This is a genomic window from Actinopolyspora mortivallis DSM 44261, assembly GCF_000384035.1.
Taxonomy (GTDB): Bacteria; Actinomycetota; Actinomycetes; order Mycobacteriales; family Pseudonocardiaceae; genus Actinopolyspora; species Actinopolyspora mortivallis.
On sequence record NZ_KB913024.1, the window covers coordinates 3,259,910 to 3,285,593 of the forward strand.

The 25,684-nt window shown below is 68.9% G+C and carries 23 protein-coding genes; 14 read left to right on the forward strand and 9 right to left on the reverse strand.

Features of this window, described 5'->3' with window-relative positions; translation table 11 throughout:
• Positions 1-302 precede the first annotated feature (302 nt).
• On the reverse strand, positions 303-1,799 hold the full coding sequence (locus ACTMO_RS0115355) for a potassium/proton antiporter (protein ID WP_019855577.1): 1,497 nt from the start codon (positions 1,797-1,799) through the stop codon (positions 303-305).
• A gap of 270 nt (positions 1,800-2,069) precedes the next feature.
• Between ACTMO_RS0115355 and ACTMO_RS0115360 the strand changes: the two genes are divergently transcribed.
• The gene (locus ACTMO_RS0115360) at positions 2,070-2,525 is read left to right on the forward strand and encodes a DUF4442 domain-containing protein (RefSeq protein ID WP_019855578.1); all 456 of its coding nucleotides are present in this window, start codon (positions 2,070-2,072) and stop codon (positions 2,523-2,525) included.
• Between the two features lie 155 nt (positions 2,526-2,680).
• Here the strand turns inward: ACTMO_RS0115360 and ACTMO_RS0115365 are convergent, their stop codons facing one another.
• The 3 genes from ACTMO_RS0115365 to ACTMO_RS0115375 all read right to left on the reverse strand — a co-directional run bounded on the left by ACTMO_RS0115365 (position 2,681) and on the right by ACTMO_RS0115375 (position 6,122).
• Entirely contained in the window at positions 2,681-4,294 is a 1,614-nt protein-coding gene (locus tag ACTMO_RS0115365; RefSeq protein WP_026449281.1) for a long-chain fatty acid--CoA ligase, read from the reverse strand.
• A gap of 192 nt (positions 4,295-4,486) precedes the next feature.
• Entirely contained in the window at positions 4,487-5,701 is a 1,215-nt protein-coding gene (locus tag ACTMO_RS0115370) for a PucR family transcriptional regulator (RefSeq protein ID WP_019855580.1), read from the reverse strand.
• Between the two features lie 112 nt (positions 5,702-5,813).
• Positions 5,814-6,122, reverse strand: a complete 309-nt coding sequence (locus ACTMO_RS0115375; protein WP_019855581.1) for a YrhK family protein — start codon at positions 6,120-6,122, stop codon at positions 5,814-5,816.
• Between the two features lie 464 nt (positions 6,123-6,586).
• On the opposite strand from ACTMO_RS0115375, the gene ACTMO_RS0115380 reads away from it, so the two are divergent.
• Positions 6,587-6,952 carry a peptidase inhibitor family I36 protein gene (locus tag ACTMO_RS0115380; protein WP_211212974.1) on the forward strand — a complete coding sequence of 122 codons (366 nt, stop codon included), beginning with the start codon at positions 6,587-6,589 and terminating at the stop codon, positions 6,950-6,952.
• Positions 6,953-7,098: 146 nt separating this feature from the next.
• On the opposite strand, the gene ACTMO_RS0115385 is transcribed toward ACTMO_RS0115380, so the two are convergent.
• The 4 genes from ACTMO_RS0115385 to ACTMO_RS0115400 are packed head-to-tail and all read right to left on the reverse strand — an operon-like array spanning position 7,099 to position 11,410.
• Positions 7,099-8,268, reverse strand: coding sequence for a glycosyltransferase family 4 protein (locus ACTMO_RS0115385; protein ID WP_019855583.1), 1,170 nt, complete (start codon positions 8,266-8,268; stop codon positions 7,099-7,101).
• Positions 8,265-9,230 (reverse strand): alpha/beta fold hydrolase, encoded by a 966-nt coding sequence (locus tag ACTMO_RS21210; RefSeq protein WP_019855584.1) that lies wholly within the window; start codon positions 9,228-9,230, stop codon positions 8,265-8,267. Before ACTMO_RS21210 ends, ACTMO_RS0115385 begins: the two co-directional genes overlap by 4 nt.
• 11 nt (positions 9,231-9,241) lie before the next feature.
• Positions 9,242-10,477, reverse strand: a complete 1,236-nt coding sequence (locus tag ACTMO_RS0115395) for a glycosyltransferase (RefSeq protein WP_026449283.1) — start codon at positions 10,475-10,477, stop codon at positions 9,242-9,244.
• 12 nt (positions 10,478-10,489) lie between these two features.
• Positions 10,490-11,410: a DMT family protein gene (locus ACTMO_RS0115400; protein ID WP_019855586.1), complete on the reverse strand. Its 921-nt coding sequence runs from the start codon at positions 11,408-11,410 to the stop codon at positions 10,490-10,492.
• A gap of 779 nt (positions 11,411-12,189) precedes the next feature.
• Here ACTMO_RS0115400 and ACTMO_RS22030 point away from each other — a divergent pair.
• The 11 genes from ACTMO_RS22030 to ACTMO_RS0115460 all read left to right on the forward strand — a co-directional run bounded on the left by ACTMO_RS22030 (position 12,190) and on the right by ACTMO_RS0115460 (position 23,423).
• Positions 12,190-12,930: a DUF4232 domain-containing protein gene (locus ACTMO_RS22030; protein ID WP_084792164.1), complete on the forward strand. Its 741-nt coding sequence runs from the start codon at positions 12,190-12,192 to the stop codon at positions 12,928-12,930.
• Positions 12,931-13,074: 144 nt separating this feature from the next.
• Positions 13,075-13,563, forward strand: a complete 489-nt coding sequence (locus tag ACTMO_RS22035) for a PRC-barrel domain-containing protein (RefSeq protein WP_019855588.1) — start codon at positions 13,075-13,077, stop codon at positions 13,561-13,563.
• Positions 13,560-14,066: a hypothetical protein gene (locus tag ACTMO_RS0115420; protein ID WP_019855589.1), complete on the forward strand. Its 507-nt coding sequence runs from the start codon at positions 13,560-13,562 to the stop codon at positions 14,064-14,066. Before ACTMO_RS22035 ends, ACTMO_RS0115420 begins: the two co-directional genes overlap by 4 nt.
• Before the next feature lie 204 nt (positions 14,067-14,270).
• Entirely contained in the window at positions 14,271-14,531 is a 261-nt protein-coding gene (locus ACTMO_RS0115425; protein ID WP_026152045.1) for a hypothetical protein, read from the forward strand.
• 3 nt (positions 14,532-14,534) lie between these two features.
• The gene (locus ACTMO_RS0115430; RefSeq protein ID WP_019855591.1) at positions 14,535-14,786 is read left to right on the forward strand and encodes a hypothetical protein; all 252 of its coding nucleotides are present in this window, start codon (positions 14,535-14,537) and stop codon (positions 14,784-14,786) included.
• A gap of 172 nt (positions 14,787-14,958) precedes the next feature.
• Positions 14,959-17,871, forward strand: coding sequence for an FtsK/SpoIIIE domain-containing protein (locus ACTMO_RS0115435; RefSeq protein ID WP_019855592.1), 2,913 nt, complete (start codon positions 14,959-14,961; stop codon positions 17,869-17,871).
• The gene (locus ACTMO_RS0115440; RefSeq protein WP_019855593.1) at positions 17,864-18,283 is read left to right on the forward strand and encodes a hypothetical protein; all 420 of its coding nucleotides are present in this window, start codon (positions 17,864-17,866) and stop codon (positions 18,281-18,283) included. The genes ACTMO_RS0115435 and ACTMO_RS0115440 overlap by 8 nt, the downstream gene beginning before the upstream one ends.
• A gap of 136 nt (positions 18,284-18,419) precedes the next feature.
• A complete protein-coding gene (locus ACTMO_RS0115445; RefSeq protein ID WP_019855594.1) occupies positions 18,420-19,451 on the forward strand; it encodes a zinc-binding dehydrogenase in 1,032 nt (343 codons plus the stop codon).
• A 144-nt stretch (positions 19,452-19,595) separates the two neighbouring features.
• The gene (locus ACTMO_RS0115450; protein WP_019855595.1) at positions 19,596-21,134 is read left to right on the forward strand and encodes an FAD-dependent oxidoreductase; all 1,539 of its coding nucleotides are present in this window, start codon (positions 19,596-19,598) and stop codon (positions 21,132-21,134) included.
• Between the two features lie 124 nt (positions 21,135-21,258).
• Positions 21,259-22,170 (forward strand): ABC transporter ATP-binding protein, encoded by a 912-nt coding sequence (locus ACTMO_RS0115455; protein ID WP_019855596.1) that lies wholly within the window; start codon positions 21,259-21,261, stop codon positions 22,168-22,170.
• The gene (locus tag ACTMO_RS0115460; protein ID WP_019855597.1) at positions 22,167-23,423 is read left to right on the forward strand and encodes an ABC transporter permease; all 1,257 of its coding nucleotides are present in this window, start codon (positions 22,167-22,169) and stop codon (positions 23,421-23,423) included. The genes ACTMO_RS0115455 and ACTMO_RS0115460 overlap by 4 nt, the downstream gene beginning before the upstream one ends.
• Positions 23,424-23,539: 116 nt before the next feature.
• Here the strand turns inward: ACTMO_RS0115460 and ACTMO_RS0115465 are convergent, their stop codons facing one another.
• A complete protein-coding gene (locus ACTMO_RS0115465; protein ID WP_019855598.1) occupies positions 23,540-24,844 on the reverse strand; it encodes a citrate synthase in 1,305 nt (434 codons plus the stop codon).
• A gap of 624 nt (positions 24,845-25,468) precedes the next feature.
• Between ACTMO_RS0115465 and ACTMO_RS23075 the strand changes: the two genes are divergently transcribed.
• Positions 25,469-25,675, forward strand: coding sequence for a hypothetical protein (locus tag ACTMO_RS23075; protein ID WP_157062909.1), 207 nt, complete (start codon positions 25,469-25,471; stop codon positions 25,673-25,675).
• Positions 25,676-25,684: the final 9 nt, after the last annotated feature.

Genomic DNA, 25,684 nt, shown 5'->3' on the forward strand with positions numbered 1-25,684 from the left:
GGGGCATGACCGGTTCACCACGGAGAGACTCCGTCGGGGATCAGTCAGTCGCCCCGGTCACCACGAGTAAAGCGACATCACCTGCCACGCGAAAACATTTCGAATCTTCTTTCGTGTAATATTCCATCAATACCTCCATGAACGGGTTCACCGAACAGCACGAATCACCGGACACAAGAAACGAACGGTTTCAAACTAGCACCACGATCAACTTTTCTCCACAGAGTTCATCCGATGGTGTCAACTAATTTCCTGAAAGAGTGAAAGCACTCCGAAAACGCACCACCATCCTGATACGTGTCTCAGAGCAGATCCCCGTACTCACCGAACCAGTAGGCCAGTTTCCCTCTCCTGCCCACGGCACGCAGCCTCCGCTCGGTCGCCTCCCGCTGGGCCGAGGTGGTCACGACCAGCAACTGGTCCCCTTCCTCCACTCTGCTCTCGGGACGGGGAACGAACACCTTCCCCCCGCGGATCACCAGTGCGAGCACACTGGGTTCGGGCAACTGCAACTCCAGCACGGTGACGTAGTGCAGTCGCGATCCGGCCGGAACGGAAACCGTCAGCAACTCGGCGTCGAGCACGTCCAACGGAGCCGACTCCACCTGGACCTCCCTGGTCGCCTCCGGACGAGTGAGCCCGAGTTTCCTGGCCAGCATCCGCAGACTCGGCCCCTGAACCAGGGTGAGGAACAGAACGAGCACGAAGACGATGTCCACGAGACGGTCACTGCCCCGCACCCCGGCCACCACCGGAAAGGTCGCCAACACGATCGGCACCGCCCCACGCAGCCCCGCCCACGACAGAAAGAGCTGTTCCCGCCAGGGAGAACGGAATCCGGTCAACGAGGCGAGCACCGCCAGCGGACGGGCCACCAGCAGCAGCACCACGCCGATCACGAGCGCGGACAACACCTCACGGTGCAGCTCGCTCGGGGTGACCAACAGACCGAGCAACACGAACAGCCCTATCTGGGCCAACCACCCCAGTCCCTCCGCGAAGGAGCGCGTCGCCGAGCGGTGGGGCAGACCGGTGTTGGCCAGCACCATCCCGGCCAGATAAGCGGCGATGAACCCGCTGGCCCCGGCGGCCCCGGCCGCCGCGAAGGACAACACCCCCAGACCGAAGATGGCGAGTGGATACAGCCCCGAGGCGGGCAGGGCCATCCGGGGCAGCGTGAGCGAACCGATCGCCCCCAACAGCAGGCCGATCGCCGCCCCCGCCGCGAGCTGGTAGAGCAGGGAACCGATCAGATACCAGGGCTGCGCCTCCATGGGAGTGGAGCTGAACAGCACCACCAGAATGACCGTGGGGGCGTCGTTGAACCCGGACTCGGCCTCCAACAGCCCCCGGATCCGTCGCGGGATCGGCAGCACACGCAGCACCGAGAAAACGGCGGCGGCGTCGGTGGAGGACAGGATGGCCCCCAGCAGCAGTGCCAGCTGCCAGTCGAGTCCCAGGAGCACGTGCGCTCCCAGCGCGGTCACCCCGACGCTGACACCGACCCCGAGCGTGGCCAGCACCCCGGCGGGCGCGAGCAACCGCCGCACGTCGGACCACTTGGTGGTCAGTCCACCTTCCACCAGGATGACGGCCAGCGCGGCGGTTCCCAGGTTCTGCGCGATCTGCGGGTCGTCGAGTTCCACCCCCAGCACGTCCTCGCCGAGGATCACCCCCACGGCGAGGAAGATCAACAGACTGGGTAGCCCCAGTCGGGCCGCGAACCTGGTCGCGACGATGCTCGCCAACAGAACGAGGCCGCCCGCGAACAGCGCCAGGTAGAGCTCGTCCAGGCTCATCTCACCCCCGCTCTTGCGCGTCCCCTGTCACAGGGGCACAGCGTGCCGTCGCTCCGGGACCGGTGGGCCAAGTACACCAAGAGCGTCGGCCGCACGCGGACCAGGGGACGGAGGGGGCCGTTCGGACGTCGGCGACTCACTTCCCGCCGGACCCGCTGGGTGGGTCTCGCACCGAGTCCCGTGGGAGGAAATCATGAGCGGGCGGGGACACCGGGCACTGCCCCGACTCCCCCTGGCAAACACTGCTACTGATTAGTAACATAATGCGGCATGACCGCTGACTACGCCTGGGTGGCGGACGCGATGGCCCGGACCGTGCCGTGGATCTCCAAGGCGGGTATCGAGTTCCTGGAGACCGGGCCGGAGAGAATGCTGTGTGCCCTGCCCGACGTGCCGGAGCAACGCAACCACGTGGGCGGGCCGCACGCCGCCGTGATGTTCGGACTCGCCGAGACCGCCTCGGGAGCCGTCACCATGGCCGCCTTCACTCCCCTGCTGGAACGAGCCGTCCCGCTGGTGGCCAGTTCCGAGATCCGTTACAGGAAACTCGCCCGGGGAAGGCTGACGGCGGAAGCGATCCTGGGCAGGGACACCGCGGCCGTCACCGCCGAACTGGAGTCCGGAAGCCGCCCGGAGTTCCCGGTGCACTGCACGATTCGTGACTCGGCCGAGGAGGTCACCGGGGAAGTGACCGTGAACTGGACCCTGCGCCCCCATCACGCGTGAGCAGTGTGAGCCGGGCGTTCCAACAGTCGTGAGGACTTCGTCAGCAGCGGGAGCTCCGGAACGATCGTCACTCGGCGGAGCTCACGAAGAGGGGCGGGTACGCCCCCGGGACCGGGTGGAGCCGGACCGGGGGCGCCCCTGCCTCCGGTGTGGGTTCAGGCCCCGCCGAGCAGCTGTTCCCGCAGGGTCTTCTTGGAGAACTTCCCCGTGCTCGTCTTGGGCAGTTCGTCCACGAACCACACCTCGTCCGGCAGCCACCACTTGGCGACCCGTTCCCGGAGGTGGTCGTAGACCTCCTGCTCGGTAAGCTGGGCTCCCTGCTCCACGACCACACACGCCACGGGGCGTTCCGTCCAGGTGGGGTCGGGCTTGGCGATCACCGCCGCCTCGGCCACGCGGGAGTCCGCCATGATGGCGTTCTCCAGCTCGACCGAGGAGATCCACTCGCCTCCGGACTTGACCAGGTCCTTCGTCCGGTCCACCAGGCTGACGAAGCCGTGCTCGTCCATCGTGGCCACGTCACCCGTGCGCAGCCATCCGTCCTCGGTGAACGCGTCCGCGCCCTCCTCGCCGTAGTAGGCCGAGGCGATCCAGGGCCCAGCGGCCTGCAGCTCGCCCGGGGTGGCCCCGTCCCAGGGCTGCTCCCGCCCGGTGTCCAGGTCCACGATGCGCAGCTCCACCAACGGGACCGCCTGTCCCTGGGTGGCCCGCACCCGCACCAACGACTCCGCGTCCAGCCCCTCGTGGTGGCTGCGGGGGGTGGCCGCCGAGGCCAGCGGGCTGGTCTCGGTCATTCCCCAGGCCTGGGTGATGGGAATACCGATGGCCTCGCGCCAGCCCTCCGAGAGTGCGGGAGGGATCGCGGAGCCGCCGCCCACCACCACGCGCAGACTGGACAGGTCGTGGTCGCCGAGCATCGGCAGCATTCCCATCCAGATCGTGGGGACTCCCGCCGTGGAGGTCACCCGGTGCCGCTCCAGCATCCCCAACAACGCGTCCGGTTTCATCGCCGGACCGGGGAAGACGATCGAGGATCCGGCGAACACGGCGGCGTAGGGCAGGCCCCAGGCGTTGACGTGGAACATGGGCACCACCGGCAGGATCGTGTCCCGTTCGCTCAGGCCGACAGCGTCCACGGTCAGACTCACCAGGGAGTGCAGCACGGTGGAACGGTGCGAGTAGACCACGCCCTTCGGGTTGCCGGTGGTGCCGGAGGTGTAGCACATGGCCGCCGCCGCGTTCTCGTCGTGGACCTCGAAACGGCCCCGGAACGGCTCGGCCGCGGCCAGCAACTCCTCGTAGTCCCTGATCCTGGGGTCGTCCGGGATCTCGGCGTCGGCACCGTCGTCGATCACCACGAAGTAACGGACCGTGCTGAGCCTGTCCGCCAGCGGCCAGAGCATCGGCAGCAGGGAGCGATCCACGAAGATGACGTCGTCCTCGGCGTGTTCGACGATGTAGGCCACCTGGTCGGCGAACAGCCTGATGTTGAGCGTGTGCAACACCCGCCCCGTGCAGGGGACGCCGAAGTACAGCTCCAAGTGGCTCTGCGTGTTCCACGCGAAGGTGGCGACCTTGGCCTCCCGCGGGATTCCGAGCTCGTCCAGCACCGTCGCGAGCCGCCGTACCCGCGTACTCCATTCGCCGAAGGTGTTGCTCACCTCACCCCGCAGGGTGGTCGTCACGATCCTCTTGTCGTGGAAGTTCCGCTCCGCCCGGTGAAAGATGTGGGGGATGGTCAGCGGACGGTCCTGCATCAATGCCTGCATATCGCGCTCTCTCGTTCTTCCGCGGTGCCAGCCGCCTGGAATCGAACCGACACAGACCGAACCCGGAATCTGTGACGACGGACACACAACTTGTATCAGCCGATCGGGGGTAGTGGCACTAGGCCGCAGGTCCACTCGTACGGGGGAATCGTTGTGCATGCAACACAAGGAACAGTCCGGACTCCTCCGTCCTCACCAACGAGTCCGCATCCGCAGGGCGTACAGCGCCAGCCGGAGCCACACGGTCTCCTCCACTCCGCTGACCGGCCTGCCCAGCAGCCCCTCCAGCCGGTGCAACCTGTTCAGCACGGTGTTGCGGTGACAGTAGAGCCGGGCGGCCGTCCGCTTGGCCGAGCAGTCGGAGTCCAACCAGCTCTCCAGCGTGTCGAGCAGCGGTTCACGTTCCGCCGCGGGCAGCCGCAGCACCGGCCCGAGAGCACGCTCCACCAGCCGCTCGGCCAGTTCGGGAGACCGAACCAGCATGGCCCGGGGAAGTCTGTCGTCCAACCAGGCCGTACCCGTGTCCCCGGCCGGGAGAGTGCGCAGCGCCAGCACGGCCAGCTCCCGGGCCCAGGGGATGGCACCACCTCGACAGACCGTGGGCGCCAGGCCCATCCCACCGGGCAGTACCGGCCGCAGCACACCGGGGACCTCCTCGACACGGTGGTCCTCCGTCGAGACGAGCCCCACCAGCATCCCGGCCTGGGCCTGCCACACCGAGGACATACCGCACCGCCGCAACACCTGCTCCGGAGCGGGCACCTCGCTCACGTCCGCCGGGATCTCGGCGGCGACCACCAGATAGGGACCGGAAACGGAGAGACCCAGCGTGCGCAGCGCGGACTCCACGGACTCGGGGTCCGTGCCGCTGCCACGCAGCAGCCCGTCGACGAGCACCTGCCGCCGCTGCTCGTCCACCCGGAGCATCTCCAGCTCGGCGTCGCGGTAGGCGTTGGACACCGCCAACGAGACGGCGTCCACCACGTTCCACACCGACGTCCCGACCTCCAGGAGGGTTTCCGGAGCGAATCCCGGCTCCTTGCCCGCTGTCTCCAACGCGCTGGACCAGACCACCCGTCCGCCGAGGCGGAAGGAGCGCAGCACCAGGTCCAACGCCACCCGCTGACGGGCACGCCGCTGTCCGGTACTCCGGGCGGCGTCGTAGGGGTCCTCCCCTTCCGGCACGCGCCGACCGAGCAACTGCAACACCCGACGGAGATTGGCCCGACAGGAGTCACGCAGATCGGACTCGCTGACCCGTTGTGCCTCGTAGTACTCCGGATTCTCCACGATGATGTCGTCGACCAGCCGGTCCGTGACGGATTCCAGGTCGGCGAGGGTGGCACGGGCCAGCCGGGCGGCCGCCTCCGAGTCACCCGGACCGGCGCGGGGGTCACCGGCGTTCATGCGCCGGAAGCCTAGGACTCCCGACCGTCGAGGACAAGGCGGACCGCACGGTCCCGCCCACGGAACCGGCCAGGTCCCATCAGGGGGCTCCGGCGCTCGGACGCCCGGGGGATCAGAAGTCCTGCGCCGACTCACCGGGCGAACCGGTGTGCATTCTCCGCAGGTGCAGCTGTCGGCTCAGCCGGATCACGGGCCGGACGGCGAGTTCGATGCTTCCGACGAGGAACAGCCAGGTTCCCGTGGTGCTCGTGGACTCCCAGAAGAACAGCACGCTGCCCGCCGCGAACCACAGCGCGACGAGGATGTCGTTGGCGATGCTCAGCGCCTCGTAGCGCCTGCGGACCAGCAGTTCCTCGTGCCCGATCCGCAGCACCAGCGGGGTGGACGAGGAGGGGTCGGGATACTGGTTCATCCCCGTCATCCTGGCACCGCACGGAGGTCCTCCGCCGACCTCGCGGCTACCCGTGCCCCACTCGGACGAATCCCGCCCCGCGGCTCTCGACGGTCAGGCTTGTCCGGCCGGGTCTTCGAGGTGCTCCCGGTGGCTGCTGCCCGTTCCGCCCGCGGACCGTGATCCGCGCACTTTCACCGGAAAGAGTGGGGAACATTCCTCACTCTGTGGACACCACATCGTCGAAACACCCGTTCGGGTAAAACGCTGTTCGCGTCGAGCTTTCCGCGGGCACGAAAAAACACTCTTACGGGGTGAATCCAGCCGTTTCGCTGGCATCCGGGATCACGAATTCGCCAGCTTGGTGACGGATTCTTCGTCAGACACCGATCCCGGAAACGGGAGAAAGGAACCCTCCGATGTCACTGCACGCACGAGTCCTCGCCGCCGTGTCCCCCACGCTCCTCCGACGTGGATCCCGGCCACGACCGAGGATGCGTAGGACGTTTCCCTCGCTCGTGCTGGCCCTGCTCGCCGCCGGGGCCGGGCATCCGGCCACGGCGGCCCCGGACACTCCCGAACACGCACCCTGTGAGGCAGGGGTGTTCTGTGCCTGGTCCGAGTACGAGTACGCGGGGAAAACCCACTCCGCCGACCTGCGCACGACCAACATGGAGGAATGCGTTCCGCTGGACGGCGAGCTGCGAGCGCGTTCCTTCGTCAACCGCATGAACCGTCCGGTCACCGTCTACCAGGACGCCCGGTGTTCCACCACCGGTGATTTCAGCACCTACCCGGAGGGCAGTTTCGTCCCTCGGGCTCCGTTCCTCGTCCGGGCGATCAAGGTGTGGAGCCACTGAGGACACTCGCTCCGGTGGGTGCGGCGCGGATCCCGCCCGGCCACGGAACGCACGACGGACAGTGACCGTCCGATGTCTCTCGCGATCCCGCCAGGTCCCGCCGCACGCACCGGCATCCGAACATCCCAGCGGCCAGGAACGGTTCCTCAGGAAACCAGCCGCCGCATCGACTCGTAGAGTGCACGTGCCGAGGTCTCCCAGGTGTATCGGGCGGCATGGGCGTGCGCGGATTCCACCGTCTCCGCGCGCAGCTCCGGCTGTTCGAGACGACGGACCGCCGAAACGAAACCGGAGCTGGATTCCGGGTCGAAGAACTGCGCGTGCCCGCCCGTCACCTCCCGGAAGATGGGGATGTCACTGCACACCACCGGAGTCCGCACGTTCATGGCCTCGATCAGCGGAAGACCGAAACCCTCGTCCCTGGAGGCCGTCACCAGAGCCGCGGCCCGCCGCAGCAGGTCCCGGTAGTCCTGCTCGGCGATCCCGTTCCAGAAGACCACGTCGCCTCCCGGGGGCACCATCGCCCGCAGCGCACGCTCCCGGGAGGGGTCGATCCTGCTCAACAGGTGGAGACGGTATCCGGGAAGCTTGCCCATGGCCGAGACGAGGGTGCCGACGTTCTTGTACGGCATGAACGAGCCCATGTACACCAGAGCGGCGGGTTCCCGCACGTCCTCGGAACGAGGGTCCGTGCGCGCGGACGCGGTGCTCGCCGGGGCCGGGGCTGTCTCCGTGGGAGCGTTGGGCACCACGACGACCGGACGCCGGGTCAGCCGGTGTCGCGCGATCAACCGCCTGGTGGTCTCGCTCACCGTGACCACCAGATCCGCCCTGTTGAGCAGCACCCGTTGTGGCCACCAGGCCTGGTGGAACAACCACCACACGATCCGTACCGGCAGCGGCAGGAACCCCGGCGGCTCCGGATGTCGGTAGTAGATGAGGTCGTGCAGGGTGAGCAGCAGGGCGTAGCGCCGTCGGAATCCCCCTATCACCTGCATCGGACTGAACACCACGTCGGCACCGAGGCGGTGCAGCCTGCGCGAGAGCCACAGCTCCCGGACCGAGAACGGACTGTTGATCACCTCGTACGGAACGCCGGAGGGCAACAGACGAAGCTGGGCGGGGTCGTGGATCAGTACGGTGACCGGGTGGATCCGGTGCAACCGGTCGACCAGTCCGGCGGTGTATCGACTTATCCCGTCCGGAAAGTCGGTGCGGGTCCAACGGGCGTCGACGAAAACCCGTCCGGGATTCCCGTCCCGTTCCCGGCGGTTCCCCCCGGAGACCGGGACGGGCTCGTGCGGTGGTGTGCTCACGATTCGTCCAGAAACGTTCGGATCTCGCGGGCGGCCTCGCCTGCGGCCTCGTAGTGCACCAGGTGTCCGACCTCGTCCAGGACCCGCAGTCGTCCGGCGGGAAGACGGCGCACCAGCTCGCGCTGTCGGCGAACCGGGGCGATCTCGTCCGTCTCGCCGGCCACCACCAGCGTCGGTGTGCTCAACCGCGTGACGTGCTCACCCACGGAGTCCGTGATCGAGGAGCGATGGGCCTCGGCGACCAGTGCCGGACTGTGGAAGCTGCTGAAGTGCCGTAGGTGACTGTCGTGCACGAAGCGGCGCACCCGGGGGTCACGGCTGCGGAGCAGGGCACGGCTCATGGCGAGCACGATCCCCCTGTTGGCCAGCAGCCGCCTGCCCCACCGTTCGGGCATCGCCGCGGCCAGTCGGTAGTAGAGGGAGGTGACCGGAACCAACAACCGCGCCGAGCCGTGGAACTCCGAACTCGCTATCGGATTGACCAGCACCAACCTGCGCACCAGCTCCGGAGCTTCGGCGGCCACGGCCGCCGCCACCACGGATCCGAAGGAATGCCCCAGCAGGTCCACCTCTCCCACGGACGAGCGCAGCTCTCCGAGCAACTCCACCACGGCGCGGGCGTAACCGGCGGAGTCGTGCTGGTCCGAGGTCATCGGGCCCGAGTCCCCGAAGCCGGGAAGATCCGGAACGAGCACGTCCCGTTCCGGCAGGGCCCCGGCGAGCAACTCCAGGCCGTGGTGGGTGCCCCGCAGTCCGTGCAGCATGAGCAGGCTGGGCGAACGGGTCGCCTCGTCCGGCGACGGCGCGCTTCCCCCGGGACCGGACTCCTGCCGCCGGAGGTCCGGCCCCGGTGTCTCGGCCGGATAGCGCCAGACTCCGACGGAGCTTCCCCGGACGGTGACCCGGAAATCCGGGGCGTCCACGGTGTCGTCCCGTCGTGCCGTCCCCTCCCCATGTCCCATGCCGGAGTGCCTCAACTCGCCATCTCGGTGTGGATCCGCACCGGATCCTCCTCCCGGCCGGGGTCGATCAGATGTCGGTAGACCGATTCGAATCGGGCCAACACCGCGTCGATGTCGTGCGCCTCGGAGATGATGTGCTCGCTGAAGGCCCCCATGCTGTCGATGACCGAACGATCGGCCACGATCTCGTCGATGGCCTTGGCCAGCGCGTGTACGTCACCCGGCGGATAGAGCCAGCCGTTCCGCCCGGGCCGGACCAGGTGGGGCAGCGCCATCGCGTTCGCCAGCACCACGGCGGTCCGTGCCGACATCGCCTCCATCGTGGCCAGGCTCTGTAGCTCGGCGATACTCGGCATGCAGAACACGTCGGCCCGCGCGTAGGCCGCGAGCAGTTCCTGCTCGTCCACGAACCCGGCGAAACGCACCCGGTCCGTGATCCCCAGCTCACCGGCGAGTTCCTCCAGCGTCTCCCGTCTGCTGCCGTCCCCGATGATCTCCAGGCACACCGGTTCCTCGGTGTGCAGCAGGGACACCGCGCGCAACAGGTCCTCGACGTGCTTCTCCTCGTCGAGCCTGCCCACGAACAGCACGCTGCGACGTTCGGGGCAGGGGTGCTGCTCGCGGTACTCGGCCGCCGCGCTGCGGTACCTGTTCACGTCGATGCCGCAGGAGACCGGAAGCGCCCGCTTCTCGAACCCGTTCTCGCGGAGCAGTCGCACGGCACGGGGCGTGGGAGCAGTCACCATCGCCGCCTTGCTGTAGTGCTTGATCAGGTTTCTCCAGAGCACCCTGGAGACCAGGGACTGCAACCCACGGGGGACACGCAGGTACCCGAAGATGTTCTCGGGCATGAAGTGGTTGGTCGCCACCAGTGGAATGCCCAGGGCCCGCGCGGCGTTGATCACTCCGCGGCCGATGAAGAAGTGGGACTGGACGTGCACCACGTCCGGACGGATCTCACGCAGCAGCCTCTTCGCGGCACCGGAGGCGCGCCACGGGGGGCACACCCGGGTGGTGGGATGCACCGGCGTGCCGTAGGAAGCGACACGGTGCACGGTGACTCCGTCCTCGACCGTGGTGTGCGACTGTCGGTCAGTGGCGTGACAGATCACGTGCACTTCGTGGCCGCGTGCGGCCAGTCCCGTCGCAAGCCGGTGGCCGAACGTGGCGGCACCGTTGACGTCGGGCGGATACATGACTGCTCCGATCACGATCCGCAGCGGCCGACCGCTTGGTTGCGAAGTCACCTGATACTCCCGTTACGAACTGTCAATCGACGTGACCCGGCGATTGCTGCCCTCGGTCACGGTAGGGGGCACCTCGTTGTGATTGTCCGGGTGGTAACGCGCAAGCGCGAAAACTCCCGCACAGGCGACCGCGGCACAGACCGCCTCCCCGGTGGCGGTCCACGCGCCCACCGCATCGGCCTCCCCCAGCAGACCGATTCCGAACCCGACGGCCACCAACGGGTCGATCACGGTCAGACAGGCGACGACGAGGTCGGGAGGACCGCTGGCGTAGGCGTGCTGCACCAGCCATCCTCCGACCAGCACGGCCACCCCCATGACGAGCAACAGCCACAGCTGCACCTCGGCGAGTCGTCCGGCGGTCACCTGCTGGGACACCGCGCGCAGCAACAGCGACACCAGGCCGTAGGCGACCGCACAGCCGGTGGCGTAGGAGACGCAGCGCACTGGGCCGCGACTGACCAGTGCCACCGCCGCGAGCAGCAGCACGATCAGCCCGACGAGTTCGACGGCGGTCCCGGCCGCCTCCGAACTCACCGAGGTCGGGGTGGCGCTTCGCACGGCGAGGAAGACGAACGCGGCCACCCCGCCGCCGCTCATCACCACCGCCAGGATCGAGGAACGCGGCAGCGTGCTCATCCCGCCGGGGCGGTCGTTCGAGTTCAACAGCACCGTGATCGGCAGTGCCAGGACACCGAGAGGCTGCACCACGCTGAGCGGGGCGAACCCCAGTGCGAGCGCGTGCAGGGCGGTACCACTGCCCAGGCAGATCAGGCCGAACAACCAACGCGTGTTGCGCACCAGGAGCAGTTGGCTGCGTAGCCCCAGTCCCCGGCCGGACATCGTGTCGTGCACGGCACCGTGCTGAAGTCGGGCCCCGAACGCGTATCCGAAGGCGGCCAGGGCCGCGAGTAGCACAGCGAACACCGTCATATCGGATCTCGCCCGCTCATCGCCGCGTCATCCGGCACCACGCGCCACCGCCGTTCCCTCGTACCGCCACCGTCGGACGGCTTTTCCTTCTCCGGCTACGCACAACCCACCCTTCCGCGAGAGCCTGGAACGCTCTCGCCACGAGCCACGCTCCTGCCCCGCTGCCTCGACTCCCCCGCTTCTCGGGCCGGGCCGCTCGCACCGCGGGCTCACCCGAACCGCCCGCCGTACTCCGCCGCCCCTCGGATCCCCTCCTCCCCGGAGAGATCCTTCCGCCGGGTGTGGGCGTTCACCGGTGGACAACCTCCTGTCGGTCCCGGACGGCGGTGTGCCACCGTTACGACGCCCTCGGGTTCGGGTGTTCGTGCGCACGACTGTAGAACACGAACCCCGTCCCGGTGTGCGGTTCTCCGTCCGTGAACAGTACCGGAGAACTTCCTCCGCCCCGGCCGGAATCAGACACGCATCACCCCCGGAGGACACCCGAAAGGACTACAACGTGTGGACACGGTGAGTAACCCCACATTCCACCCTGCACAGCACCGGAGCCGAGCCCTCCCGCGATCACGTGCACCACGAACCCGACGTATCACCCGAATCACCCCGTTTTCCGAGTCCGGAGCCCGCGCTGACCGAACACCCCGGACGACGATCTCGCCCGATCCGGCACTTCGGAGACAACCCCCGGGCATCCGACACGTCCTAGAGAGAAAGAACAACCGACAGCACACGAACCGACCCCGTCCGTACAGGACACGAGAAACAGGAGGTGGCTCACGATGGCCTCCCGTCGAAGGACGACCCCGGGCCAGCGCGTGTTCGCCGCGGCCACGACGCTGCTCGCCGGCGCACTGCTCGCCGGATGCGGTCAACAGCAGCCCGATCCGGTCGACCCGGTCGAGGCCGCGGGGGAACTCGCGGACACCTCGTCCACGAGCGCGGACCACACGAGCTCGTCGACCACGACGAGCAGAAGAACCGACCCCCCGGAACGAACCGGGAGAGGCACACAGGGCCCCGCGGACTCCGCGGACACGGGAGGCGGTCACGACACCGCACCGAGCGAGGGAGAAAGCACCTCCTCCGCGAACACCGCACAACAGCGACCCGCCGGTGCCCGCTGCGACGGCTCGGTCCTGCGGGGCTCGATGGAACAGGGACGGCCGGGAGCCGGACAGCGGTACGCGACGCTGACACTGCGCAACACCGGTGACACCACGTGCACGCTGCGGGGTTACCCCGACCTGGAACTGCTCGACTCCTCGGGTGAGGCGCTTCCCACCGAGGTGAGCCGGAACCAGGACCCGCCTCCCACGACGGTCCGGCTGGCTCCCCAGCGGACGGCTTCGGCCCGGCTGCACTGGGGTGTGGTTCCGACCGGCTCCGGCCCGGAGGACTGTGAACCCGTGCCCACCGGTGTCCGGGTCACACCCCCCGAGACCGGAAAGTCGTTCCGTCTGCCCTGGAACTACGGGCGGGTGTGCGGCTCGGGGCACATCGACCTCACCGCTTTCCGGTGACTCCCGGAACACCACGACGGCTCCGTGCCCGCCGAGTACCCGATTGACGGAGGTTGCGTTCACCCCGCGAGCCCGGCAGCGTGAGTCCCCGGAACACGCCCGGGCCTAGGTGCCTCCCCTTGTTCGGCGGGCGAGGAGGACGCCATGGACGAACCGCCGCACGCCGCGGACCTGACCGGCAGTGACGTCCACGGGCGCGACGGGGAGTATCTCGGTCGCGTGGCCGAGGTCTACGTCGCGGACGCCACCCACCGGCCCGAGTGGATCCGGGTGCGCACGGGAGCGTTGGGGACACGGAAGAACTTCGCGCCGCTGCACGCCGCCGTGTTCTGCCGGGGCCGACTGGTCCTGTGCTGCTCCGGGAGCGCGGTACGCACGGCCCCGCGAGTGGGCACCGAACACGGTCACCTCTCGAACACGGAGGGGGCACGGCTGTGCGCGCACTACGGCCTGCGAGCCGGGGAGTTCGTTCCGCCGCGTGCCGCGGAGTCCACGGTGACCGCCGGCGGGAAGCGGTGCCGGTTCCTCCCGCGTCCCTTCGGGGGCGACCGTGCCCCGCGAACGGCGGAACACGCCACCGACACGCGCCGCTCCTCGGGACACCTCCGGCCGTACTGGACAATGGGATCGTGACGGCCGACGAATTCACCGTGGAGCTGTTGACCACTCTCGTCGTCAACGCCGCCGACGAGGAAACCGCGCTGTCGTCCTGCGCCCGGTTGCCTCACCTGACGGGAAGCCGGATCGTGCAGTCGGCGGACTGCTCCGACGAGGAGCCGGGATGCCGTTCGGTGACCCTGGCCGGAAGCGTCTCCGTACCCGGGGAGGGCAACCACTCCGCCGTGCTGTCCCGCACGGTCCGCACCCTGCTGCGCGCGCTCGGTCCGGGGTTCACCGGAGCCAGGGTGTGCTGCGAACCCCCGAGCGCCTGGGCCGTGGTCGACGATCCGGAGGTGGTGGGTTCCCTGGTGGTGGGAGGCGAGCGTGCCCTCGTGGAGGCGTGGCTGACCCGGACGGGCACCGACCGTGGGGAGTCCGGGGCCTCGCCCAGCGCCGCGGGCCCGTTGACCGTGTCCCCACCCGGCCCCGAGGGAACAACCCCTCCCGGCGGGGGAGGAGATCGGCGCCGCCCGTGACCCCACGTGGGCCGGGAGGGAAAAAGGGGAACTCGCCGCACACGGCATCCTTCCGGGTGTTTCGGAGAGGCACGCCGAGTGGCAACCTGAGATCGGTACCGCCTGATCGAAGCGCTAACTTGGTGATCGACATCGATGCCCGTGTGGACACGAGTCGCGTCGGACGGGCATACGAAGACGACCACCCTGGAGGGGGACGAGTCCATGGCAGGTGTCGAAGAGGTCCGTGCGGGCATAGCACTGGCCAACCAGAAGGCTTCGGAGAGCGTGGCCGCCTTACAACAGGCCACGCTGAGTCTGGAGGAGGCTCAGCAGGCGCTGGCCAACGCCACCCAGGGCAGCGGGCAGGAGGAGATCCAGCACGCCTACGGAATGCTGGCCGAGGCCGCCCAGAGTCTCAACGGTGTCCAGGGCACGATCAACGCCAGCATCACCTCCGCCGAGAACTACGCGGGACGGCTGTAACCGGTGTCGGCGATCCAGGAACTCCAGCAGGCCCTGCTGACGGTCAGCGACCAGCTCGAACAGACCCAGCGGCATCTCGCGGTCTCCCGCACCGCCCTGCACCAGGCGGAGTCCGCGCTGCGCGGTGTGGACCCGGACAACCCCGAGACGGTGGTGCCTGCGGGACTCCACCGCGCGGACGACCAGATCGAGCACACCCAGTCCACGGTGGAGCGGGTCGCCGAGACGGTCCGGCAGTTCGCCGCCGGACTGTGAGGCCCACCGACAAGGCTCCGAAGCGGTCGTCGTGGCCCGTCCCCGGGCGCGGCGGCCGGTTCCACCGGACACTGTGGGCCACGCGCCACGAGGAACCGGTCACACCGGCGTACGCTCGCCGTGATCAGTGGTACTTTGCTTACGGTCAGTGATGCGAGTACCGAGGTGAGGCGTGCGTAAACGCAACGAGCGGCGGGGTGCGATCCAGGCCGCCTTCGACCGGTTGAGAACCACCGCCGCCACGGCCCTCGGGGCGGCCGAGAACGCGGTGGAGCGGGCCAGGGCGGAGCGGGCCGAGCAGGAGCACGCGCTGCGCATCGCACAGCACGGGGTGTCCGTTGTGGCCGCCGATCCCGACTCGTTCGAGGGCTCCGACCAGCCCGAGTTCCGGAAGGCGCTGGACCGGGCCCTGGCCGAGCGCGGGGAGATCTTCTCCGAGTGGACCGAGCACGGACCCGACCGGCTGACGGAGCTGGTGGCCGAGGTTTCCCCCGGTCCGGCGTCGGCGCCGTGGCACGAGTGGCTGGGCAGTCTCGGCACGGCCACGGCGCGGAGCCCCGTCCCCCAGTTGTGGCGGATCGGAACCGGCCGCTGCCCGGACGCGCCCGAGGCGGCCGGTTTCCCCGCCGCCGTGCCGTTGCTCGACGAGTCCAATCTGCGCATCACCTGCCACGGTTCCGTCCCCGAAACCGCCACCCGGGAGGCGGCCGAGTCCCTCGTCCAGAACCTGCTGCTGCGGGTGCTCTCCTACTACGAGCCCGGTCTGGTCCGGGTCCACGTGTGGGACACGGCGCGCCTGACCGGAACGCTGCCGGGGCTGTTCCCGTTGACCCGTTCGGGGCTGCTCACCGCGCACGACCCCACCCGGCTGGACGACCTGCTGGAGGAGCTGGCCGAACACATCAGACGGATCCACACCACGGCCCTGCTCGGGGGGCACACCTCGTTGAAGTCCCTGGCCGCCGAGACGGGTCACCGCAGTGAGCCGTGGCGGATCGCGGTGCTGTTCGGCGACGGGGAGCCGCTCAAGGAGGAGCAGCAACAGCAACTGCAACGTGTCGCCCGCAACGGGCTCGCCTGCGGGATTCAGCTGATCGTGGTGGACCTGCCGATGACGGTGAACAACGCCCTGGAGTCGGTGACGTTCACCGCCCCGGACAGCGCGCGCAGCAGCATGACCGGGGCGCACCTGGTGATCAGCCCGGACGAGAGCCCTTCCCGGGAACGCGTGAGCCGGGCCTGTTCGGCCATCTCGGAGACTTTCCAGGCCCGGCGCTCCCGGGTACGCACCTTCGACGACCTGCTTCCGGAACGTTTCTGGACGAACGACTCCACCTCCGGGCTGACCGCACCCGTGGGGTTCTTCGACGGGGAGCCGGTCCGCGTCTGCCTGGGGGACACGAGTCCGCACACGCTGGTCGGTGGTCCGAGCGGTTCGGGCAAGACGAACTTCCTGTACGGGATGCTGGGATCGCTGGCCGCCCGTTACAGCCCGGACGAGCTGGAGATGTACCTGCTGGACTTCAAGGAGGGTGTCTCCTTCGCCCAGTTCACCCCGGGAACCAGGGATCCGAGCTGGCTGCCGCACGCGCGGCTGGTGGGGGTCAACGTCAACACCGACCGGGAGTTCGGGCTGGCCCTGCTGCGTTTCCTGGCCACGGAGATGCGCCGCAGGGCCGACGCGGCCAAGGCGCACGAGGTCACCAAACTGGAGGAGCTGCGTCAGCGCGACCCGGACGGGCGGTGGCCCCGGATCGTCGCGGTGATCGACGAGTTCCAGTACCTGTTCGCCGAGCGGGACTCGGTGTCCACCCAGGCGGCGACCCTGCTGGAGGACGTCGCCCGGAGGGGGCGTTCCCAGGGCATCCACCTGGTGCTGGCCAGCCAGGACATCTCGGGGATCGAGGCGTTCTGGGGCAAACCGGCCATCTTCGAGCAGTTCATCCTGCGGGTGGCGTTGCCGAAGGCCCGCCGGGTGCTGGTGGACAACAACACCACCGCTCTGGAGCTGCCGCGCTGGCACGCCGTGGTCAACCACGAGTCGGGGGTCAGACACGGTAACGAGGTGGCCCGGATCCCGGACGCCACCGCCTCGGAGACCTTCGACTCGTTGCAGCACAAGCTGTGGGAGCGGCACCTCTGGGAGACCGGCAGACGCAACGCGCGTCCCCCGCGCCTGTTCGACGGATCGCACCTGCCCCGGCTCTCCGAGCTGGAGGACTACGAGCGGCTGCGCCCGGGCGAGCGCACCCCGCCCGCGGCGCTGTTGGGCCAGGTCATCGACGTGCGGGGCACGGCGGCGACGCTTCCCTTCGGACGTTCGCCGGGACGGAACCTGGCGGTGCTGGGCTCGGCCCAGCAGGACGCGGTGGCCGTGCTCGGTTCCGGCGCGCTCTCGCTGGCCAGGCAGTTCGCCGCCGGGGAGGTGGAGTTCACCGTGGCGGCGCTGGTGGACGACAGCGCCGCGCACGCCCGGGCGGTGGCGGGACGGTTGCGCGCGGGCGGGCACACGGTGTCCCTGCTCGGCGCGGGGGAGCTGGAGGCCGCCCTGCGGCGGTTGACCACCCTGCTCGCCGAGCGGGTCGACTCCCCCGAGGGCAACTCCACCACGGTCCGGCACTGTCTGCTGCTCTACGGGGTCGACGCGGCTCAGCCGCTCCTGGAGCGCAAGGACCCGCAGACCGGGGTCAGCGGTCTGGATCAGCTGCGTCGGCTCCTCAAGCAGGGCCCGGAGGTGGGACTGCACGTCATGGGGTGGTGGCGCAGTGCGCAGCGGCTGCGCAACACGCTCGGGATGGGGCCGACCGACGACGTGGGGGCCTGGGTGGCCTTCGACGTGCAGGGCCAGGAGTTGGCTCCGCTGGCGGCGGGACAGCTGATCACCTGGTCCCCCCGGGCCCGGCGCGGGCTGTTCTTCGACCGTTCGACCCACTCGCATCCCGAGGTCGTGCTGCCGCTCGACCTCTCCGAGGAACTCGGCGAGCTCTCCGCGGACCGGGAGGTCTCCGAGTCCTCGCAGCGTGTCCCGCGACCGCGTGACTCGGACGCGGTCGCCTCCAACGTCGGGGAGGACAGTGGTGACTGACGGTGCCGGGCAGCAGCCCGAACATGCCGTGGAGCGGTACAAGGAGATCACCGCGCTGGTCGCCGAGGCGGTGGACCGGTTGAACGCCCGTGAACGGGAGCGGGCCGAGCGGTTGGAGGAGGAGCTGGCCACCGGCCAGGACCGGGTCGAGTTGGCACAGCGGCAGCGGGACGAGGTGGCCGAGGGGGTGCGGATCCGCTGGAACGCCGCGAAGGAGGCGTTGTGGGAGGAGCGCTGGATGCGGGTGACCCAGCTTCCCCCTCCGGACACCTCGGCGGAACCCGTCCCGGCGGAGGAGGCCATCCGTTCGGTGCAGAGCGCCTACATGGAGTTGCACGAGGCGGTCGGTCAGCGGCGGTGGTCCGGTATGGGGCTGTTGCTCGGGGGGTGGTGGGGCCGCCGCGAGTCCTGACGGGCTCGTGTGGTGACCGTGTCCGGGTCACGGTGAACCACATGGCAGACCGACCAGTCGGTAGGATGGTCGACGCCGCTCGCCTGGCAGTCCCCTTGCCACCCGGGTAAAATTGCAATACGCAACAGTTTCTTATATGGAGGTTTCCGTGACCACCTCTTCCGTACCGGACACAGCCGTGGAGATCCGTCTGGCCTCCCGCCCCGAGGGCTGGCCGACCACGGACAACTTCGACATCGTCGAAGCGCCGGTTCCCGAACCGGGGCCGGGCCAGCTACTGGTGCGCAACAAGGTCATGAGCGTCGACCCCTACATGCGTGGGCGCATGAGCGCGGCCAAGTCCTATGTGGCCCCCTTCGAGATCGGCCAGCCGCTCGACGGCGGAGCCGTCGGGGAAGTGGTGCGCTCCAACTCCGAGGACTTCTCCCCCGGCCAGTCGGTGCTGCACAGCCTCGGCTGGCGGGAGTACGCCGTCGTGGATGCCGCCCAGGCCACCACGGTCTCCAACGAGTTCCCCCCGAGTGCCTTCCTCGGAGTGCTGGGGATGCCGGGCATGACCGCCTACGTGGGACTGATGGACAAGGCCCGCTTCCAACAGGGGGACACGGTCTTCGTCTCCGGGGCGGCCGGAGCGGTCGGCTCGCTGGTGGGCCAGCTCGCCAAACTGGGCGGAGCGGAGCGCGTGATCGGCAGCGCCGGTTCCCCGGAGAAGGTTCGGCTGCTCACCGAGAGGTTCGGTTTCGACGCCGCTTTCAACTACAAGGACGCTCCCGTGGGCGAGCAGCTCCGCGCGGCCGCGCCGAACGGCATCGACGTCTACTTCGACAACGTCGGCGGGGACCACCTGGAGGCCGCCATCGGGTCCATGAACGACTTCGGACGCATCGCGGCCTGCGGAGCGATCTCGCAGTACAACGCCACCGAGGCACAGCCGGGCCCCCGCAACATGTTCCAGTTCGTGACCAAGCGACTGAGCATGCAGGGCTTCATCGTCAACGACAACACCCACCTCAAGCGGGAGTTCTTCGAGCACGTGGCACCCCTGGTCCGCGAGGGCAGGATCGCCTACGAGGAGACCTCCGTGGACGGCATCCGCAAGGCGCCCGAGGCCTTTCTCGGCGTGCTGCGCGGGGACAACACCGGCAAGATGCTCGTCAACATCGCCTAGGAGTCTCGGAACGGTTCCTCGCGGGTGTCCGCCCTTCCCGCCCACCGGGAGTTCGCGCGGCGGCACCCGCGACGGTGCCGATGGACGGGTGGTCCCCGTCGACGGCGGGGACCTCACCCACGGCCCGGGAGGTCGGAAAACGCCATGTCCCCATCCGGTCGAGGGCACGGAACGCGGAAGACCTCCCTCAACGCGGCCAGGAGGGACCGGGAGCTCGCCGAACTCGCCGACGGTGGACACACGGACGTGCTGGTGGTCGGCGGGGGACTCACCGGGGCGGCGGTGGCCCTCGACGCCGCCAGCCGGGGACTGGCGGTGACCCTGGTCGAGCGGGAGGACCTGGCCGCCGAGTCCGTCCGGGCGGCTCCCGAAGTCACCCGGGATCTGCCCCGGCGACACACCCCGGGGGAACTGGGCCGCGCCCGCCGACGCGCCGGTGAACTCGCCACGCTGACGAACCGCACCGCTCCGCACCTGGTCCGCCCCCTGCCCCTGCTGGTCCCGCTCGCCGGGGACACCCCGCGCGGGGACCGGATCGCCCTGCGGGCCCGACTTCACGGGGCCGAGGCGCTGCGGCTGGGCGCTGGTGTGGACACCGAGGCGTTCCCCCCGAGCCGCCGGGTGCCGGAACCCACGGCGCGGGCTCTGGTGCCCGCCCTGCCCCCGGAGAACGTGCTCGGTGGCCTGCTGTGCTTCGTCGGCCGCCCGCTCGACGAGGCCCGGCTGGTCGTGGCGTTGGCGCGGACCGCCGCAGGCCTGGGGGCCCGGATCCTGACCCGGGTACGGGCGCTGGAGACGTTCCGGGACGGAGCGAGCGTGCTGGACCGGCTGGGGGAACGCGAGCTCCGGCTGCGGGCCCGGGCGGTGGTCAACGCCACCGGCAGCCACGCGGGGCGGCTGACCAGCGGACTGCCACTACGCACCCGGCACAGCCGACATCTGCTGCTGTCCCCCGAGTTCCCCGGGCTCTCCGAGACCGCCCTGGCCGCCCCGCGCGGCGAAACGGAGCCCTGGCTCGAACTGCTTCCCGGTTGGGGCGGCCCTGCGGTGCTGGGGCCGGACGAGGAGAACGACTCGCCCGCCCCCGCCGAACGGTTGCTGGAAGCCTGCGCACGGGTGCTGGGAGTGCGTCCGGGGCCCGGCCACGTGCTGGGAGTGCGCGGACAGCCGCGAACCGTTCCGGACACGCGGCGCACCCGTAGCGAGCTCGGCTCGGACGTCGCCGCCGCCCCGCATGTCTCCCCCGACGGCGTGGTCACCGTCCTGGGGGCGGATCCGCTCGTCGTGCGTGCCACCGCCGAGTCCGCCGTGAACACCGTGGTGCGGACCACCGGACTGCGGGCCGGTCCCTGTCGGACCGCGCACACCCCGCTGGTCGGTGCCGCGGCCCGGCGACGTCTGGCCCTGCTGGAGGCTCCCGCCGAGCTCGTCGCCCGCCACGGCACCGAGGCCGAGCGGGTGGTGGCCACGGGCGAGCTGGACCACCGGTTGGCCGAGCCGGTGGTACCGGGGTGTTCCCTCACGGGGAGTGAGGTGGTCTGGGCGGTTCGCCACGAGGGGGCCCTGGAGGCGGCCGACGTGTTGGACCGCCGGGCCGCGCCGGTGGACGCGGCGCTCCGTCAGGAGGCGCTGCCCGCCGTCGAGGAGCTCGTCGCGCGGGCGCTGCGCGGCGTGCGGCTGTGACCCACGGAGCAGTCCGTGACGGGTAGGGTCCTTCCCGAACAAAGTTCACATCAATGCGGGGGGCACGCGTGGCACGAACCGTCGCACCGCGCGTCCTCCCGTGCCACCTGACTAAGGAGTACCCGTGCCCGAAGGCGCCCTGGAGATCGACCGGATCTCCAAACGCTACGGGGACGTCGTCGCTCTCGACGAGATGTCCCTCACCGTGCGCGGCGGTGAGATGCTGGGGTTCGTCGGCAGCAACGGCGCCGGAAAGACCACCACCATGCGGATCGCGCTGGGTGTGCTCGCCGCCGACTCGGGGCAGGTCCGCTACGACGGCGCGCCGGTGGACCGGACGGTCCGCAACCGGATCGGCTACATGCCGGAGGAACGCGGGCTCTACCCGAAGATGAAGGTGCTGGAACAGCTCCAGTACCTGGGGGAACTGCACGGTATGCGCCGCGCCGAAGCAGCCCGGGCGGCGAACCGGTGGACCGAACGACTGGGGTTGGCCGAACGACGCGAGGAGCAGCTGCAGAAACTCAGCCTGGGCAACCAACAACGGGTCCAGCTCGCCGCGGCCCTGGTTCACGATCCGAAGGTGCTGATCCTCGACGAGCCCTTCTCCGGGCTGGACCCCGTGGCGGTCGAGGTGATGAGCACCGTGCTGGGCGAGAAACGCGACCAGGGCGTGCCGGTGATCTTCTCCAGTCACCAGCTGGATCTGGTGCAGCGACTGTGTGACCGGGTGGGCATCGTGCGACGCGGCAGGATGGTCGCCGACGGCACCGTCGAGGAACTGCGTTCCAGCGGACCGGTGCTGCTGACCGTACACGCTCCCCACGCGCCCGCCGACTGGGCGGAGGGACTGCCCGGCGTGACCGTGGAGAGCAGCCGTGGCGGACACACCACACTGCGGCTCGACGACACCGCCGACGACCAACAGGTGTTGCGTGCCGCGCTGGAAACCGGACCGGTGCACGAGTTCAGCAGGGCGCGTCCGAGCCTGAACGAGCTGTTCCGCGACGTCGTAACCGAGGAGACCGACGAGTGAGATCGACACTGCACACCGTGTGGCTGGTCGCCCGACGCGAACTGCTGACCAGAGTGCGAACGCGCTCGTTCGTGCTGGGGACACTGTTGATGGCCCTGCTCGTGCTGGCCTTCCCGGTGGTGATGTTCGTCGCGGGAGGCTCGGGCGGCGGTGACGACCGACTGGCTGTCTCGGAGACCACGAGGCAGCTGGGGATCACGCCGTCGGCCGCCGAACTCACTCCACGCCTGGAACGGGAGGCCGGAGTGGACGTGCCCGCCGTCGAGGTCCGGGAGGTTCCCGACACCGAGACGGGCAAGAGCCTGGTGCACGAGGGAGAACTCGACGGGGTGGTCGCCGGAACCCCCACGGAGCCGAAGTTCTTCGTCGAGCACCACGTCTACCCCTACCTGGAGCGGACGCTGACCAGGATCACCTACGACAACCAGCTCGACGCCGAGATCGCGGAGTCGGGGCTGGATCCGGAGAAGGTGCGCGAGAGCGCCGGGCGGGGACAAGTCGCCATCATCTCGATGGGCTCCTCCCCGAACGGGGAGGGGAGTTCGGGTTCCGAAGCCTCCGACGTGGAGCGGGCCCAGCGGCTGGTCATCGCGATGATCTCGACCTTCCTGCTGTACATGTTCCTGATCATGTCGGGCCAGATGATCGCCCAGGGGGTCGTGGAGGAGAAGTCCAGCCGGGTGGTGGAGATACTGCTGTCGACCATCCGCAGTACCGAGCTGATGGCCGGCAAGATCGTCGGTATCGGGCTGACCGGCCTGATCCAGTTCGCGGTCGTCGGGCTGCTCGGCTTCGCCGCCGCGACCGTCACCGCCGTGCTCACGCTGCCCACGATCACCGTGGCGGGGCTGCTCGGCTGGGCCGTGCTGTGGTTCCTGCTGGGTTTCGTGCTCTACGCGACGATGCTCGCGGCGGCGGCCTCGCTGGTCTCCCGGCAGGAGGACCTACAGAGCGTGATCACTCCGGTGATCATGATGCTGATCGCGCCGTTCGTGGTGGGCGTGTCCGTGCTGCCGGAGAACCCGGAGGGGCCTCTGGCCACGGTGCTGTCGCTGGTTCCCGGCTTCTCCCCCATGCTGATGCCGATGCGGCTGGCGCTGGGCACGGTGCCGCTGTGGCAGGGGGCGCTGTCGGTGGTGCTGTCGCTGGCGGCCAGCGCGGCCGTGCTCTGGACGGGCGGGCGGATCTACTCCAACGCCGTGCTGCGCACCGGGGCACGCGTCGGCTTCCGGGAGGCGCTGCGCTCCTCCTGAGCCCGGCCCGGCCGGTACCGGCCGTCGGGCCACCCGGCGTACCGACGTGAAGCGGGCCGTCCGTGCGGAGGGCACGGGCGGCCCGCTTTCGTGGGCACCACGGTTCCGAGAAGGATTCAGCGCTGGTTCATCGGAACATAGGAACGCTGAGCGTATCCGGTGTAGACCTGGCGGGGGCGGCTGATCTTGCGGACGGGGTCGTCGAGCATCTCGCGCCAGTGCGCGATCCAGCCCGGCAGCCGACCGAGCGCGAACAGCACGGTGAAGAACTTCGTGGGAAAGCCCATCGCCTTGTAGATCAACCCGGTGTAGAAGTCCACGTTCGGGTACAGGTTGCGCTCGATGAAGTACTCGTCGGCCAGCGCGCGCTCCTCCAGTTTGAGCGCGATGTCCAACAGCGGGTCGTTCGATCCGAGCTTTTCCAGCACCTCGTCCGCGGTTTTCTTGATGATCCGGGCACGGGGGTCGTAGTTCTTGTAGACCCGGTGTCCGAAACCCATCAGTTTGACGCCGGGTTCCTTGTTCTTGACCCGTTCCACGAAGGAGTCGACGTCGCCGCCGGCGTCGCGGATTCCCTCCAGCATCTCCAGCACGGCGCTGTTCGCCCCGCCGTGCAGCGGTCCGAACAACGCGTTGATCCCGGCGGAGATGCTGGCGAACAGGTTCGCCTCGGAGGAACCGACCATGCGCACCGTCGAGGTGGAGCAGTTCTGCTCGTGGTCGGCGTGCAGGATGAACAGCAGGTCCAGTGCCCGCGCCATCGTGGGGTCGACCTCGTAGGGTTCCGCGGGGAAGCCGAAGGTCATCCGCAGGAAGTTCTCCACCAGACCGAGCGAGTTGTCCGGGTAGAGGAACGGCTGGCCGACGGACTTCTTGTAGGCGTAGGCGGCGATGGTCGGCAGTTTCGCCAACAGCCGGTGCGTGGACAGTTCCACCTGCTGCCGGTCGAACGGATTGAGGCTGTCCTGGTAGAAGGTGGACAACGCCGAAACCGCCGAGGACAGCACCGGCATGGGATGCGCGTCGCGGGGAAAGCCGTCGAAGAACTTGCGCAGGTCCTCGTGCAGCAAGGTGTGCCTGCGGATGCGCTCGGCGAAGTCCTCGTACTGTTCCCGCGTGGGCAACTCGCCGTAGATCAGCAGGTAGCTGACCTCGACGAAGTTGGAGTTGTTCGCGAGTTCCTCGATCGGGTATCCCCGATACCGCAGAATCCCCGCACCACCGTCGATGTAGGTGATGTCGGAAGCACAGGCCGCGGTGTTGACGAAGCCCGGATCGAGCGTCACCAAACCGGTTTTGGCCATGAGCTTGTCCAGATCGACGCCGGGCGTCCCCTCGGTGGGGGTCGTCACGGTCATCTCGTGTTCGCCGGCGTCGTAGCGCAGCGCGACGGAGCGTTTGGCGGTCGCGTCGTCGGGCATTCTCCGAACCTCTCGCGCTCAATCGGGGGTGGGGCTGCCGCCGACCAGCGGTACGACCGGCACCAGGGGTGCCGGAGTCACCTGTTCCCGATCGAGCGCACGCCGGTCGGGATCCTCCGAACCGCCGCAGCACCACCCCGTTGGGGTCCTGACGGTAGTCACGCTAGACCGCCGAAGGCCTCTCACGCAGCAACAGTGTTAGTCGAAACGGGCAGGTGGGACCACGATCACACCGGTCAGCCCCTCCGGAGGGCCACCTGGATCACCCGGCGGGTGGGAGCCGTCACAACGGAAGGCCCTCGGTCGTTGGAAGGACGAACCGGTGGTTGGTCCACGGCTGCCCTCCGGAGAGCGGAGGAGTACCCGATCGGGGCCCCTCCCACACCCGCCCAGCCATCCGGCAGGGGTGACTCGAATCACTCCCGCGTCGAGAGCAAGCATTACTCACTCTATCGGGTGACTTCTTCATCCATTCAGGTGAATGATATCGGTTTTCGCTGCACATACCCGCATACTTCCCAAAAAGCAAGCCCCCGGACGACGGAAACCCCCTCGCCCACCCTCCAATGTGAACACACGGCGTGATCAAAGCGGGGAGAAATTTCGCGACTAATTTTCACGAAAGTGTTTCGCAACTACGGAGCGATCATGGGAGCTACACAATGTCGTGATCACTTCGCACTTTCGTGTGACAGACACAGTCGCGATCCGCTACTAACTTCGGTGCTGCGGCCGCAACATGAAAAACAATCGCCAATCGAGCAAAGGAACAGCAAAGTGGTCATCATCCAGTCGCTGATCGACGTGCTGGTGAACATCAACGTCCTCTGAGCGAGGCGG

Coding starts and splice junctions, on each gene's coding strand:
- ACTMO_RS21210 (WP_019855584.1), bottom strand. CDS start 9,230: ATGGGACATGGGGAGGGGACGGCACGACGGGACGACACCGTGGACGCC.
- ACTMO_RS0115450 (WP_019855595.1), top strand. CDS start 19,596: ATGTCCCCATCCGGTCGAGGGCACGGAACGCGGAAGACCTCCCTCAAC.
- ACTMO_RS22035 (WP_019855588.1), top strand. CDS start 13,075: ATGGACGAACCGCCGCACGCCGCGGACCTGACCGGCAGTGACGTCCAC.
- ACTMO_RS0115400 (WP_019855586.1), bottom strand. CDS start 11,410: ATGACGGTGTTCGCTGTGCTACTCGCGGCCCTGGCCGCCTTCGGATAC.
- ACTMO_RS0115355 (WP_019855577.1), bottom strand. CDS start 1,799: ATGAGCCTGGACGAGCTCTACCTGGCGCTGTTCGCGGGCGGCCTCGTT.
- ACTMO_RS0115365 (WP_026449281.1), bottom strand. CDS start 4,294: ATGCAGGCATTGATGCAGGACCGTCCGCTGACCATCCCCCACATCTTT.
- ACTMO_RS22030 (WP_084792164.1), top strand. CDS start 12,190: ATGGCCTCCCGTCGAAGGACGACCCCGGGCCAGCGCGTGTTCGCCGCG.
- ACTMO_RS0115375 (WP_019855581.1), bottom strand. CDS start 6,122: ATGACGGGGATGAACCAGTATCCCGACCCCTCCTCGTCCACCCCGCTG.
- ACTMO_RS0115360 (WP_019855578.1), top strand. CDS start 2,070: ATGACCGCTGACTACGCCTGGGTGGCGGACGCGATGGCCCGGACCGTG.
- ACTMO_RS0115370 (WP_019855580.1), bottom strand. CDS start 5,701: ATGAACGCCGGTGACCCCCGCGCCGGTCCGGGTGACTCGGAGGCGGCC.
- ACTMO_RS0115425 (WP_026152045.1), top strand. CDS start 14,271: ATGGCAGGTGTCGAAGAGGTCCGTGCGGGCATAGCACTGGCCAACCAG.
- ACTMO_RS0115465 (WP_019855598.1), bottom strand. CDS start 24,844: ATGCCCGACGACGCGACCGCCAAACGCTCCGTCGCGCTGCGCTACGAC.
- ACTMO_RS0115445 (WP_019855594.1), top strand. CDS start 18,420: ATGGAGGTTTCCGTGACCACCTCTTCCGTACCGGACACAGCCGTGGAG.
- ACTMO_RS0115380 (WP_211212974.1), top strand. CDS start 6,587: ATGCGTAGGACGTTTCCCTCGCTCGTGCTGGCCCTGCTCGCCGCCGGG.